General features: G+C 69.4%; 14 protein-coding genes. 8 read left to right on the top strand and 6 right to left on the bottom strand.

Translation table 11 applies throughout. From position 1 onward, the window contains the following. Positions 1-56: 56 nt before the first annotated feature. Positions 57-725, bottom strand: coding sequence for a hypothetical protein (locus NOCYR_RS03380; RefSeq protein ID WP_014348953.1), 669 nt, complete (start codon positions 723-725; stop codon positions 57-59). 204 nt (positions 726-929) lie between these two features. Between NOCYR_RS03380 and serC the strand changes: the two genes are divergently transcribed. The 3 genes from serC (at position 930) to NOCYR_RS03365 (ending at position 4,351) form a co-directional block, all read left to right on the top strand. Then, entirely contained in the window at positions 930-2,054 is a 1,125-nt protein-coding gene (gene serC / locus NOCYR_RS03375) for a phosphoserine transaminase (protein ID WP_014348952.1), read from the top strand. 225 nt (positions 2,055-2,279) lie between these two features. Next, entirely contained in the window at positions 2,280-3,395 is a 1,116-nt protein-coding gene (sepH, locus tag NOCYR_RS03370; protein WP_014348950.1) for a septation protein SepH, read from the top strand. A gap of 209 nt (positions 3,396-3,604) precedes the next feature. After that, entirely contained in the window at positions 3,605-4,351 is a 747-nt protein-coding gene (locus NOCYR_RS03365) for a DUF6928 family protein (RefSeq protein WP_014348949.1), read from the top strand. A 12-nt stretch (positions 4,352-4,363) separates the two neighbouring features. Here NOCYR_RS03365 and NOCYR_RS03360 read toward each other — a convergent pair whose 3' ends face one another. Further along, a complete protein-coding gene (locus tag NOCYR_RS03360; protein WP_014348948.1) occupies positions 4,364-5,242 on the bottom strand; it encodes an alpha/beta fold hydrolase in 879 nt (292 codons plus the stop codon). Positions 5,243-5,344: 102 nt separating this feature from the next. Here NOCYR_RS03360 and NOCYR_RS03355 point away from each other — a divergent pair, with 102 nt between their 5' ends. Continuing rightward, positions 5,345-6,124 carry a helix-turn-helix domain-containing protein gene (locus tag NOCYR_RS03355; RefSeq protein ID WP_014348947.1) on the top strand — a complete coding sequence of 260 codons (780 nt, stop codon included), beginning with the start codon at positions 5,345-5,347 and terminating at the stop codon, positions 6,122-6,124. A gap of 150 nt (positions 6,125-6,274) precedes the next feature. On the opposite strand, the gene NOCYR_RS03350 is transcribed toward NOCYR_RS03355, so the two are convergent. Both NOCYR_RS03350 and NOCYR_RS03345 read right to left on the bottom strand, forming a co-directional pair. Then, positions 6,275-6,577, bottom strand: a complete 303-nt coding sequence (locus tag NOCYR_RS03350; protein WP_014348946.1) for a DUF2537 domain-containing protein — start codon at positions 6,575-6,577, stop codon at positions 6,275-6,277. Next, positions 6,574-7,377, bottom strand: coding sequence for a TrmH family RNA methyltransferase (locus tag NOCYR_RS03345; RefSeq protein WP_014348945.1), 804 nt, complete (start codon positions 7,375-7,377; stop codon positions 6,574-6,576). The genes NOCYR_RS03350 and NOCYR_RS03345 overlap by 4 nt, the downstream gene beginning before the upstream one ends. A 95-nt stretch (positions 7,378-7,472) precedes the next feature. Here NOCYR_RS03345 and NOCYR_RS03340 point away from each other — a divergent pair, with 95 nt between their 5' ends. Next, the gene (locus NOCYR_RS03340) at positions 7,473-8,678 is read left to right on the top strand and encodes a GNAT family N-acetyltransferase (protein ID WP_014348944.1); all 1,206 of its coding nucleotides are present in this window, start codon (positions 7,473-7,475) and stop codon (positions 8,676-8,678) included. A gap of 65 nt (positions 8,679-8,743) precedes the next feature. Continuing rightward, entirely contained in the window at positions 8,744-9,160 is a 417-nt protein-coding gene (locus NOCYR_RS03335) for a YccF domain-containing protein (protein ID WP_014348943.1), read from the top strand. Between the two features lie 5 nt (positions 9,161-9,165). Here the strand turns inward: NOCYR_RS03335 and NOCYR_RS03330 are convergent, their stop codons facing one another. Beyond that, positions 9,166-9,603: a MarR family winged helix-turn-helix transcriptional regulator gene (locus NOCYR_RS03330; protein ID WP_048832722.1), complete on the bottom strand. Its 438-nt coding sequence runs from the start codon at positions 9,601-9,603 to the stop codon at positions 9,166-9,168. Positions 9,604-9,663: 60 nt separating this feature from the next. On the opposite strand from NOCYR_RS03330, the gene NOCYR_RS03325 reads away from it, so the two are divergent. Then, positions 9,664-9,903: a DUF2530 domain-containing protein gene (locus NOCYR_RS03325; protein ID WP_014348941.1), complete on the top strand. Its 240-nt coding sequence runs from the start codon at positions 9,664-9,666 to the stop codon at positions 9,901-9,903. Positions 9,904-9,923: 20 nt separating this feature from the next. On the opposite strand, the gene NOCYR_RS03320 is transcribed toward NOCYR_RS03325, so the two are convergent. Further along, the gene (locus tag NOCYR_RS03320; protein ID WP_048832720.1) at positions 9,924-11,966 is read right to left on the bottom strand and encodes a neutral/alkaline ceramidase; all 2,043 of its coding nucleotides are present in this window, start codon (positions 11,964-11,966) and stop codon (positions 9,924-9,926) included. Positions 11,967-12,079: 113 nt separating this feature from the next. Here NOCYR_RS03320 and NOCYR_RS03315 point away from each other — a divergent pair, with 113 nt between their 5' ends. Beyond that, positions 12,080-12,706, top strand: coding sequence for a TetR/AcrR family transcriptional regulator (locus tag NOCYR_RS03315; protein WP_048832719.1), 627 nt, complete (start codon positions 12,080-12,082; stop codon positions 12,704-12,706). The last annotated feature ends 3 nt before the right edge of the window (positions 12,707-12,709 follow it).

Genomic DNA, 12,709 nt, shown 5'->3' with positions numbered 1-12,709 from the left:
CCCGCATCACCGCATGACGGGCCGGTCCGCCCACGGGTGTCGGCGTTCGCGCCGGTCTAGCGCTCGCCGAGCGATGCGGCCCAGTCGACGGCCACCGATTCGCCCTTGTCGACGGTGAAGAAGGCGACTTCGAGCCGTTTGCCCAGGTCGACCAGGCTGATCGCGGACAGCGGGACCGGCTGCACCAGCCGGACCCGCCAGGGCGCGGGTTCGTCCCAGGCCTGCAGCTCCAGGTCCAATCGCAGCACCGGATCGTCGCGGCCGGAGTAGTCGGCGGCCATGGGCGTGGCGGCGAGCACGGTGGCCTGGGCACGGCGGCCGTCGGACAGGATCTTGGCGATGCCGACCCGGCCGGGATCGGCGTCATTGGAGACGTGCAGCACCACCCGCTCACGGTCGCCGGGGTCGACCCGGCAGAAGATCACGTCACCCGGACGCATCCGGTCCAGATCCGCCTCGCGCACCCGCTGCCGCACCCGGGTCTCGTAGGGCGGTTCGCCGTCGAGCTGGACCCGCACCCAGAACACGTGCCCGGCCTCGCTGCGGCGCGGGCGCACCCCGAGCACGGTGGCCGTGCCGTGCGTGCCGCGCAACAGCAGCTCACGGCGCGCGGCCCCGCTCAGCACGCCCGATCGTGCGCCGGCCCGCCAGGGCAGGCGCGGGCGCAGGCTCGACAATGTCAGGCCGACGCCGAGCAACCACAGTCCGATGCCCGTGCGCCGCATCGCCGGCGGTCCGGCATCGCGCTGAGCACGGCGGTTCGCCCGCATCGAACGCAGGCCGTGCCGTGTCCCCCACCTCCCCGCACCACCCCGTAGTCGCCGCGCCCGCCATCGCCGCCCGGAGTTTGCCGACAGCATGCTCATGAGGGTTCAGGTTAGCCGGAGGGTGGTACACACCACAGCGATACCGCGACTACGCTGTTCGCCATGACCAGTGCGTTCCCGACCATCCCCGACGACCTCAAGCCTGCCGACGGACGTTTCGGTTGCGGCCCCTCCAAGGTGCGACCGGAGCAGTTGCGGTCCCTGGTCGAGGTGGGCGCCTCGGTATTCGGTACCTCGCACCGCCAGAAGCCGGTCAAGGACGTCGTGGCGCGGGTGCGCTCGGGGCTGCGCGAGCTGTTCTCGCTGCCCGACGGCTACGAGGTCGTGCTGGGCAACGGCGGCACCACCGCGTTCTGGGACGCCGCGGCCTTCGGCCTGATCCGGGAGCGCTCGCTGCACCTGACCAACGGTGAGTTCAGCTCGAAGTTCGCCTCGGTGGCCAAGAACAACCCGTTCATCGGCGACCCGATTATCGTCTCGGCCGAGCCGGGCAGCGCGCCGGAGCCGGTCGCCGACCCGTCCGCCGACCTCATCGGCTGGGCCCATAACGAGACCTCCACCGGTGTGTCGATCCCGGTGCAGCGTCCGGCCGGTTCGGAGAACGCCCTCATCGCCATCGACGCCACCTCCGGCGCGGGCGGGCTGCCGGTGAACATCACCGACGCCGACGTCTACTACTTCGCCCCGCAGAAGTGCTTCGCCGCCGACGGTGGCCTGTGGATCGCGCTGATGAGCCCGGCCGCGCTGGCCCGGGTCGAGGAGATCAAGTCCTCGGGCCGCTGGACCCCGGACTTCCTGTCGCTGCCGATCGCCATCGACAACAGCACCAAGGACCAGACCTACAACACCCCGGCGCTGGCCACCCTGCTGCTGTTCGCCGACCAGATCGAATGGCTCAACGGCAACGGCGGCCTGGACTGGGCGGTCAAGCGGACGCTGGATTCGTCGTCGCGGCTGTACTCGTGGGCCGAGTCGAGCGAATACGCCACCCCGTACGTCACCGATCCGGCGCACCGCTCGCAGGTCGTCGGCACCATCGATTTCGCCGATTCGGTGGACGCCGCCGCGGTGGCCAAGGTGCTGCGCGCCAATGGCATCGTCGACACCGAGCCCTACCGCAAGCTGGGCCGTAACCAGCTGCGTATCGGCATGTTCCCGGCCATCGATCCCGACGACGTCAGCCAGCTGACCAAGGCGGTCGATTGGGTCGTGGAAAAGCTCAGCTGACCCACCCGAAACCAGCCCGAACCCGCCGCGCCGACCGCGTGGCGGGTTCGCTTTTTGTCAAGCCCGGGAAACTGCTTGGTTCGCAACGGAATAGAGCAGATTAGCCGTGCGCGGTGCCCTGGGGGTAGATTTCGATGCCGCGTGTCTTGCGGCGGGATTTACAGAAGTGCACTACTGTTCCAGAACGTGGGCGGTGTCGCGAGCCGACGCGATAAGGAGGTAACGGTGCGTGAACTTCGAGTGATCGGCGTGACGCCCGATTCCGCCCATATCGTCTGTGTGGACACCGAAAGCGGCCAGAAATTCCGGCTTCCCGCCGATGACAAACTGCGTGCCGCTGCCCGCGGAGACCTTGCCCGATTCGGCCAGATCGAGATCGAAATGGAAGCGACTATGCGACCACGCGATATCCAGGCCCGTATCCGCGCCGGTGCCTCCGTAGAGCAGGTCACCCAGGAATCCGGCATGCCGGCCAGCCGGGTGGAACGTTTCGCCTATCCGGTGCTGCTCGAACGCGCCCGCGCCGCCGAACTCGCACAGAAGGCGCATCCGGTGCGGCCCGACGGTCCCGCGGTGGAAATCCTCATCGATGTCGTCACCGCCGCGTTCACCGCGCGCGGGCACACGCTGGAAAACGCCGAATGGGATGCCTGGAAAGACGAGAAGGGTTTCTGGGTCGCCCAGCTGCAGTGGCAGAACGGGCGTTCGGAGATCGCAGCGCATTGGCGCTACCAGCCGGACGCGCACGGTGGCACGGTTTCCCCGCTCGATGATCCGGCCGCCGATCTGATCGATCCCGATTTCGGTCGCGCACTGCGCGGGCTGGCGACGATCCTGCCCGAAGAGCCCGAGGCCCCGGCCCCGGTCGAACCGCCCGCCGAGCCGCGCGAATCCGCCGCACTCGCGCCGCAGCAGCCGGTGATCGAGGAGTTCTACGGGCAGCGCGCGGTCGCCGCCGGTGGTGCCACCGCGCTGCCGTCTCCGGCCTCGACCACGGGTTCGATTCCGGCAGCCGGTGGTTCGGCCGCCGGTGGCGCCGCGGTCGGACCGAAGGCGCCGTCGGCCGGTGGCCGCGTCGAGGCCGAGCCCGCCGCGCGGACCGAGCCCGAGGTCCGGACCGAAGCACCGCGGGCCGAGCCCACTGCCGAGCGCGCCGCGACGAGCACCGTCGAGGTTCCCGCGGCGGCAACGGAATCGGCCCAGCCGGAAACCAAGAGCGCCGCGGCCGAGGACGCCAAGCCGGCCGCCGCGAAAGCCAAGCCCGCCCGCACCAAGCGCGGCAAGGCGCCGATGCCGTCGTGGGAAGACGTGCTGCTCGGCGTTCGCAGCTCCGGCCACTGAGCCGCGTCGGCGCAGGTAGGCCGATGTCGTAACCCAGCGAAGCCGCCGCATGACGCGGCCGGGGCGAGTAGATTTTTCGGTGTGGGGTCGATCTCGGTCGACGCGGGGTCGATCTAGGTCGGCGCCGGGCAGGCCCGGACGCGTTCGGCGCGGCGGGGATTGCCCGAAGTTCGCGGAGCTCTTTTCGTGCAACTCGGGAGGTGCCGAAAATGCTGTCCAAGGCTTCGTCGCTCTGGTACGTCGACGCATCCGACCCGCAGGCGGTGCTGCGCGCGGATCACGAATGCGATCCCGAGGCCGCGCGTGCGCTGGCCGAGCAATTGCATCCCGGCAACGACGTCGTGCCGATCATGGTCGGCACGCTCGGCGGCTGCGCCGGTCCCGACGCCGACGAGGTGTACATCGGCTGCTATCCCGGTGTCACCGTGGTGTGTTCACCGCAGGTGGCGCGGGTGCGGCCGACCGCGCTGCCCACGCCGCTGATCCGGCCGCTGGCCTCCGAGCACACCTATCTGATCGCCTTCGACACCGCGCACAGCTGGGGTTCGTTCGCGCATTGGGAGCGTGGGGAATTCCGGCGTTCGTTCAGCGCCAACCGGGTGCACATCCTGGAAGACGAAGGCCTGCCGCTGGTGTGGGAACGCTCGTACTGGGCCGGTGAGCATCCGGTCCGATTGCAGGTGGGCGATATGCCCGACCCGCAGATCCTGCCGTTCGATCCGCCCGATTTCGCCGACGCCGCCAATAACGAATGGCTCGGTTTCCATTACCGCGCACCGGCCGCGGAGGGCGCGCTGCTGCCCGGTGATATCTCGGTCTGCGGGTTCACGCTATACCCGAAAGGTCAGGCGCCCGATCCGGGGGCGCCGGTCGGTGAGAGTCAACCGCATATCGCGAACGGGAAGCCGCGGCGCGGGCTGCTGTCGTGGTTGCGCCGCGGGGATCCGGTGGGGTGAGCCGAGCGCGGTTCACGGCGCGGGCCGTTGCAACCAGCGGCGGAGGGCATCGGTCACTTCATCCGGACGTTGCTCCATCAGGAAATGGCCCGCGTCGATGCGCACCAGTTCGGCGTCGTCGATATCGCGGGCGAGTCGTTCGGCGGTACTCAATGGGATGGCGTATTCGCGGGTGCCCCAGATGATGGTGGTCGGGCAGGTGATCTCGGCCAGCCGGATGGCGAGTTCCGGCCGGTCCTTCACCTCGTAGCCCGCCCAGAAGTGGGCATAGTCGCGCCGGCCTTGCGGTGTGCGCAGCATGGCCAGGTAGTGGTCGAGCCGTTCGGCGTCGAAGGTGCCGTCGCGCAGGAACGCGGCCAAGCCCAGGCGGTGCACGTAGTAGATCGGCGGGGTGGTGAGCAGCGGCCGCAGTAGCCGGTGCCGGGCGGCGACGGTGAACAGCCCGAACAGCAGGTAGAACGCCGGGGTGAAGGTGCTCTGCGCGCGTGAGTTGAGGAGCGCGAAACGGCGGACCCGGTCGGGATGACGCTGCACGAAACCGAGGCCGAGAAAGCCGCCGTAGTCGTGACAGGCGAAATCGACGCGGTCCAGGCCGAGTGCGTCCAGCATCCGGGCGATCCGGTCCACCTCGCTGTCGTAGTCGCAGGTCCATCCGGGGGCTCGAGTGGATTCGCCCGAGCCGAACCAGTCCGGTGCGATCACCCGGCGCAGCCGCGACAACGGTGCGATCTGGTGTTCCCAGGCGAGGTGGTCTTCCGGCCAGCCGTGCAGCAGGACCAGCGGGTCGCCAGTGCCCGCCTCGGCGTAGTGCAGGCGGGCGTCGTCCACGGTGACGTCGCGGAGCGCGATCGCCGAGGGCTTCGTTGCCGGTTGGGTTCGGTCGGTGGTCATGCCGCCTCCTGCTCGTCGTTGCTGGTCGCGGCGGTGCCGCCGCGTGGTCGGTCTGGCTGAGGTGCCTGCCGTGCGCGTTGTCGTCCCGGTATCGTCGCGCCCATGACACGGTCGGCACTTCCGGAAACGTGCTCCGGCACCGCGACGGCGCGGCTGTGGATCCGGCCGGGGCATGCGGTCTATCTGGGGCCGAGCCTGGGTCTGGCCGCGCATTCCACCGCCATCGCCTCGCTGGGGGTCGGGGTCGACGCGCCGTTCCGGGTCCGGGTGACCGACGGACCCGATATCACCGCGCGCAGCTTCCTTTTCCGGGCCCGGGTGACGCATCATCTGGTCGAGAGCCAGGGGCGCATGCTGTTCTGCTTCTTCGATCCGACCTCGGCGCGGGTGGCGCGCTGCCTGGGCGGGATGACCAGGTCGATCGGGGACTATTCGGCCGACCAGGTGCGCGAAGCCGACCTCATCGCACTGTGCGACGGTCCCGAGCCCGAGGTGGAACAGCTGCTCGAGCTGGCCAGCATCCCGGTGCCCGCGGTGCGGGATCCGCGCATCGCCGCCATCGCCGCCGCGATTCGCGCAGACCCGGCCCGGCCCCAGCGCGCCGCGGAAAGTGCCGGTCTCGCCGGGCTTTCCACCTCACATTTCCTGCGCACGTTCGCCGAGCAGACCGGCACCAGCTTCCGCCGCTACGTGCAGTGGGCCCGGATGCTGCGGGTGGGCCGGGCCTACGCCGCCGGCCACGATCTGACCAGGGCGGCGGTCGACGCGGGTTTCGCCTCGCCCTCGCATTTCAGCGACGTGTTCCGGGCGATGTTCGGGCTGACGCCCACCGCGTTCCTCGGCGTCAGCAGCGAGGTGCGGATCATCGACGACGCGGGCTGAGGCGCGCCCGCTTTCCCGACCGGCCCGCTGTCCCGACCGGCCCGCTGTCCCGACCGGCCCGCTGTCCCGACCGGCCCGCTGTCCCGACCGGCCCGCTCTCCCGACCGGCCCGCTCTCCCGACCGGCCGGCTCTACCGACCGGCTCAACGCTCACACCCCGAGTAGCAGACCGATCCAGGCCAGCAGCACCCCAATGGCTCCACCGGCCAGCACCCAGCGGGTCACCGGCGCGCTACGCCAGCGCCACGCTGTCGGCGCCACCCCACCGACCGCGACCACATTGACTCCCACCGCCAGCAGCGGATGGACCTCGGCCAGCGCCGCGCCGAAGGCGTAGACCGCGACCGTCGTCAGTGCCGCGACCAGCACCGTCACCGTGATACCTGCCGCCCACGGGGTCGGATCCTGGCAGTCGTGGTACGGGTCGTAGCGGTTGTTCGACAGATCGCTCATGTCGTCCTCACCCGTTCATAGAACGCCATCGCGGCGGCGGTCGCCACATTCAGCGAATCGGTGCCCGGGCTCATCGGAATGCGGGCCCGGATATCGGTGGCGGCCATGGCTTCTTCGGTCAGGCCGGGGCCTTCGGCACCCAGCAGCAGCGCGACGCGTGCGCCGGTCATGGCCGTCGCCAGGTTGGCCGCCGACGGGTCGGGCGTCAACGCGATGATCTGAAACCCCTCCCGGCGCAGCAGGTCCAGGCCGCCGGGCCAGTCCGGCACCCGCGCGAACGGCACCCGCAGCACATGCCCCATGGACACCCGCACCGCGCGCCGGTACAGCGGGTCGGCACAGCGTTCGCCGAACAGGATCGCGTCGGCGCCCAGGCCCGCGGCGTTGCGGAACATCGAGCCGAGGTTCTCGTGATCGTTGACGCCCTCGAGCACGGCGACGGTGCGGGCCCCGGCCAGCACCTCGTCGAGGGTGCGTTCGGGCGGGCGATGCGCGACGGCGAGCACCCCGCGATTGAGGTGGAAGCCCACCACCTCGGCCATCACCTCGGGCGAGGCCCGGTAGTACGGCGCGTCCACATCGGCGAGGTCGCCGGCCAGTTCCGCGCACCGCTTGGCGGTGCCGAGCAGGGCGTGCGGGCGGAACGGCGAGTCCAGCATCCGGCGCACCACCACGGTGCCCTCCGCGATCACCAGGCCCTTGCCGCCGGGACGGTCCGGCCTGCGATCGACCGACTTCAGATCCCGGAAGTCGTCGACCCGCGGATCGTCCACCTCGTCGATATCCACAACCACCGCCACAGCCGACATCCTGCCAATCCCGCCCGGCCGCGGTGGCGGCGGCCCGACCGGAAAATCGGGTGCGCGGGCGGCGCGACAGTGCCATCGTTCGAGGTATGGCCATCCACGACGACATCGTCATCCGATCGGCGCGCCCGGACGACGGCGACGCGATCCTGCTGCTGCTCGAGACGTGTTTCGCCACCCGGACCTCGGCGGTGGAGAACGAGCAGATCCCGCGCATCTTCCCGCCGGAGCAGGCGCTGGTCGCCGAGGTGGGCGGCCGGGTGGTCGGGCACACCCAGTCCACCACGATGACGCTCACCGTCCCCGGTGGCCGCGAGGTCGACGTCACCGGGATCGCGGGCGTCGCGGTGGCGCCAACGCATCGGCGCCGGGGCATCCTGCGCGCGATGTACACCGAGCAGCATCGCCGCACCGAGGCCGCCGGGCTGCCGCTGACCATCTTCACCGCCAGCGAGGGCAGCATCTACGGGCGCTTCGGTTACGGGCCAACGGTGGTCGAGAAGGCCATCCGGGTGGATCGGCGGCGCGCCGCCTTCCTGCCGATGGTTCCCGATCCGGGCGGCGTCGAGCTGATTCCGCTGCGCGCCGCGCAGGAGCGCATCCGCGATGTCTACGACCGCTGGCGCAGGCTCGTCCCCGGCGCGCAGGTGCGGCCCGATGGCGCGTGGGCGATCCGTTTCGCCGATCCCGAGCGGTTCCGCGGCGGCGGGACCGACCTGTTCAGCCTGGTGCATCCTGACGGCTACGCCCTCTACCGCTACCGGCACGGCGCCGACGGCTCGGTGGTCGAGGTGAGCGAACTGCGCGCCATCACCACCGACGCGCACGCGGCGCTGTGGCGGGTACTGCTCGGGCTCGATCTGATCGACCGGATCGAGGCCGTGGTCACCGACGACGATCCGCTGCCCTATCTGCTCACCGATCCGCGTCAGGTCCGCACCACCGGCCGCTTCGACGGACTGTGGTTGCGGCTCATGGACATTCCGGCCGCGCTCACCGCCCGCGCCTACGCAGCCGATCTGGACGTGGTGCTCGCGGTGCACGATCCGTTCCGCGAGGCCGGCGGTACCTTCGCGTTGCGGGTCCGCGACGGTGTGGCCGAGTGTGCGCCGACCGACCGTGACGCCGACCTGGAACTGGGCATCGACGTGCTCGGCAGCATGTATCTCGGCGCCCATCCGGCTCGCGCGTTCGCCGCGGCGAACCGGTTGCGGGCCAAGGATTCCGGGCTGGTGCGTGCGATGGAGCAGGCCTTTTCCGCTGATCGCGACGCGGAGGTCGGCTGGTTCTTCTGACCGCGGCCGCCACGGACCGGCCCGATCGGATGCGCAACCCGGGCCGGTCCTGGCATGCTGGAGGCATGCAGGTGATCCGGCTGGTCCTCAATATCCTCTGGCTGATCCTGGCCGGCTTCTGGATGGCGGTCGGTTACCTGGTGGCGGCGGTGATCTGCTTCATTCTGATCATCACCATCCCGTTCGGCATCGCCGCGCTGCGCAATGCCGCCTACGTGCTGTGGCCGTTCGGCCGCACCACCGTCGACAAGCCGGGCGCCGGTGCGGGATCGCTGATCGGCAACATCATCTGGTTCGTGGTCGCGGGCTGGTGGCTGGCGCTTGGCCATCTGCTCACCAGCATTCCGCTGTTCATCTCGATCATCGGCATCCCGTTCGGCTGGGCGAATCTCAAGCTGATCCCGCTGGCGCTGTTCCCGCTGGGCAAGGACATCGTCGATTCGGATCAGGCGTTCGCGCCGAACTACCGCTACTCGTCCTGAGCCGGTTATTCGGATTCGGCGACGATCTGCTTCATGATCGTGACCGCGCGGGCCAGCACGTCGAGTTGCTCCGGGGCCAGGGTGGACAGCTGATCGGTCATCCAGGCTTCGCGCGCGCTGGCCTCATCGGCGATCAGGGCACGGCCCGACGGTGACAGCGACACGATGATCTGCCTGCCATCGGTGGGATGCGGTTTGCGCACCACCAGGCCGAGATCGGTGAGCGAGGCGATGACCCTGGTCATCGACGGCGGCTGCACCCGTTCGCGCGCGGCGAGCGCACCCGGGGTCATGGCGCCGTCGCGGTGCAGGGTGGCCAGCACCGACAGCTGGGTCAGCGAGATCTGCGAATCGGTCCGTCGCCCGCGCAGATGCCGCGTCAAACGCACGACCGCCAGCGACAGCTCACCCGCGAGCTCCCGAACTTCCGATGGCGTTGTCACAGTTGAGCACGATACGGGACGGTGCCCGGAGTTCACGCATGTTCGCCTAGGCTGAGTTCCGTGACCCCGAAGGTGCCGCAGATCCCGCCCCGGCTCACCGACCCACGGCCGGTGCTCGCGGTCGGCTGCGCGCTGTGGGCGCTGGCCACGGTCGTGGTGTGGGTGAGCGGAGACCGCTGGGAGACCGCGCGTCCGGTCTGCCTGATGGGACTTGCGGTCGGATTGCTCGGGTACACGATCTTCTTCATCCAGCGCCGTGGCGCTCGGCGCGGCGACAAGGGCGCGCAGACCGGGCTCTGAGCCCGGCCCCGGCTGCGCCGTCAGGCGATACCGAATTCGTTGCTGGTGCCGACGATCGGCGTCAGCGAGCCATCGGCGCCCAGCCGGTCGGCGAAATGCACGAACCGGTACCGTCCGCGCGCCGCATCACCCGGAATATCCCAGGTGAACCGGGCCACCGAGATTCCCGGGCCGGGCGAGCGCCAATGGAACCGCACCGCCCACTCCCCCTCGTTGGCCACCCGCTCCCACCGGCCCGCGGCCGTGCGGCGCTGCACCTCCAGGAAGGTGCCGTTGCGGCGGGGATTGTGCTTGGGATGCGCCGAGACGAACTCGACTTCGACCCGCGTCCCGGGTGCCGCGGTGGGCGCCGGTTGCACCAGGACGTCACCGAAACCGCGGCCCGGCGGCGTCGCATCCGGTCCCGGTGCGGGGACGAAATTCGGCTGCAAGGCCGAGACATCACGCGGGGCCGGGCCACGCGCGATCTGCTGACGAGCAGCGAAAGCCGTTGCCAGCCGGGTGAATTCCTGCTGATAAGCGCAGAGGGTGTAGCGGCCGTAGAGAGTCGAGGCGCCCTCGTACTGCTGGACGTCGTACTCCTCCGGCGTGGTCACGTACTCGTGATAGGCATTGGCATAGCCCTGCAACAGCACCTGCTCGACATCCACGCCGAGCACCGCGGCGACGGCCCGGCGCACCCGCAGCCCGGACACGATGGTGAATTCACCACCGGCCGCCGCCAGATACAGCTCACCGATGCGCACCAGCTGAATCGGCACCACATTCGGCACCCACGGCACCGGCGGCAGCAGCCCGAGCGGCGCCGCGATCGCCTTGGGGGCCTGCGCGTCGGACAGCCACGCCGGCGCAGGCGCGCCGGGATCACCGAGCGCGGCCAGGAACGGGTTGGTCACGCCCTCCGGAATCGGGCCGCCCGGCAGGCCGGGGCCGTCCTCCACGCTGCCCGCGATGAGCGAAACACCGGCGGCGGCCGGTGCGGTGCGGCGCGGTAGGCCATCGGGCGTGAAGCGGCCGTCGACGGCGATATCGGCCAGATCGATGTAGCAGAGCATCGCGTCCACCGGACCGTTGATCGACTTCGCCGCCGACAGAGCCGACTTCGCGGCGCGGTACTGCCGATCGCCGATGATGCGGGTGTTGTCGAATTCGTCATCGGTCGGTCCCGACCCGGGCCGCAGATTCAGATTCGGCGACATATCACCGGCATTGGTTTGCGCGAAGGCGGCGATGAAATCGGCACGCCCGTCCAGATAACGCACGCCGTGCTCGGTGTGTTCGAAACTGAACGAGGCGTAGCCCTTGTTATCGGAACTGATCAGCCGATTCTCATTGGTCATCGAGGTGTTGTGGGTGGCGAACCAGGTGATGGCGCCGACCTCACGACCGCCTTTGCGCAACGACAGCACCGTCACCGCCGGGTCGATGGCGTCGGGGAAATAGCGCTTATCGGCATCGGGATTGCGGTCGAAGGCGATTCGGGACCGGTTGACGCTGGCGTCGCGCAACTGCGCGCGGCCCACCGCCAGCGAGCCGGGTCCGAGGTCGGCGTGCGCGGCCGCGATGGCCTCGACGATGCCCTGCACCTCCGCGTCGTAGACCTGCTGCTGGAAGCCGAGAATCGAGAGGTTGTAGGCGTAGTCGTGGCTGGAGCCGCCGCAGGTGGCGTGCGAATGCGTCGAGGTCAGCAGCACATTCTGCTCGGTGTAGAGGTCGCCGAAGCGCTCGGCGAGGGCGAGCAGCACCCCGCGGTGCACCGACTGGAAGATCATGCCGTTGTCGGCGACGACGAACACGATCCGCCGCCCGCCCGCGCCGATGATGAACGCCCTGGCCCGGGGTCGCAGATGGATGCCCGCGGTGGTCTGTTCCAGCTGCGAGTAGCCCATCATGCCGCATTCGGCGGCCGGTCCGGTGATGTCGGACAGGCCCGCGCCGATCTCGTATTCGCCGGCTGCCGCGCCCGCCGTCGCCGCGAAAACGCCCGGCAATGCGGGCACCGCCGCGAGGGCGGCCGAGCCGACCGCCGTCCGGGCGAGCAGCATCCTGCGGGTAACCGGCATCACAGACTCCCTTCGATCCCTGGCAGCGAACCACAGATCTGGACAGTCGTCCAGTACGAGTTTTCCGGGACGGCGAATTGACTGTTCGCCCTGCGAGCGCTTAACTCGCTCAGGTGTCCTCCCGATTGAGCGTCGAAGAACGACGGGCCCACCTTATCGAGGCCGCGATCGGCCTTGCCGAGAAAAAGGGTGTTGCGGGCGTGACCACGCGCGATGTCGCGCAAGCGGCCGGCGTCTCGCTCGGTGTGGTGCATTACTGTTTCGAAAACAAGGACGCGCTGATGACCGAGCTGGTCAAAGCGCTATCGATGGAATTGCGCGATTCCGTCGACGCCAATGAAACAGTCTGGCAGGAAGCCGGAACCGGAAAAGCGGCCCTGCAAACTCTGGTGCGCAACGGTCTGGAACTGATGTGGCTCAACATCGAAGCCACCCCGGAACGTCAGCTGCTCACCTACGAGACCACCACCTACGCGCTGCGCGAAGGCGAACAGACACCGGCGAAATTGGCGATCGCGCGGGAACAGTACGCGTTCAACGATTCCACCGTCGCCGATATCCTCGACCACGCCCGCGACGCGACGTCCACGGAATGGTCGGTGCCGGTACAGACCCTGTCGCGGTTCACCCTCAGCGTGATCGACGGGATCGTGCTTCGCTGGCTGGTGGACAACGACAGCGAAAGCGTACGCACCCAGCTGGATGTGCTCAGCGAGATGCTGAGCACTTACGCGAAGTAGATT

It is taken from the genome of Nocardia cyriacigeorgica GUH-2 (assembly GCF_000284035.1).
GTDB lineage: Bacteria > Actinomycetota > Actinomycetes > Mycobacteriales > Mycobacteriaceae > Nocardia > Nocardia cyriacigeorgica_B.
This window is presented reverse-complemented; position numbering and strand designations above follow the sequence as displayed.

Excerpts from the sequence above, each read along its gene's own strand:
- NOCYR_RS03380 (WP_014348953.1), bottom strand. The coding sequence starts at position 725 with ATGCGGCGCACGGGCATCGGACTGTGGTTGCTCGGCGTCGGCCTGACA.
- serC (WP_014348952.1), top strand. The coding sequence starts at position 930 with ATGACCAGTGCGTTCCCGACCATCCCCGACGACCTCAAGCCTGCCGAC.
- NOCYR_RS03365 (WP_014348949.1), top strand. The coding sequence starts at position 3,605 with ATGCTGTCCAAGGCTTCGTCGCTCTGGTACGTCGACGCATCCGACCCG.
- NOCYR_RS03360 (WP_014348948.1), bottom strand. The coding sequence starts at position 5,242 with ATGACCACCGACCGAACCCAACCGGCAACGAAGCCCTCGGCGATCGCG.
- NOCYR_RS03355 (WP_014348947.1), top strand. The coding sequence starts at position 5,345 with ATGACACGGTCGGCACTTCCGGAAACGTGCTCCGGCACCGCGACGGCG.
- NOCYR_RS03350 (WP_014348946.1), bottom strand. The coding sequence starts at position 6,577 with ATGAGCGATCTGTCGAACAACCGCTACGACCCGTACCACGACTGCCAG.
- NOCYR_RS03340 (WP_014348944.1), top strand. The coding sequence starts at position 7,473 with ATGGCCATCCACGACGACATCGTCATCCGATCGGCGCGCCCGGACGAC.
- NOCYR_RS03335 (WP_014348943.1), top strand. The coding sequence starts at position 8,744 with ATGCAGGTGATCCGGCTGGTCCTCAATATCCTCTGGCTGATCCTGGCC.
- NOCYR_RS03320 (WP_048832720.1), bottom strand. The coding sequence starts at position 11,966 with ATGCCGGTTACCCGCAGGATGCTGCTCGCCCGGACGGCGGTCGGCTCG.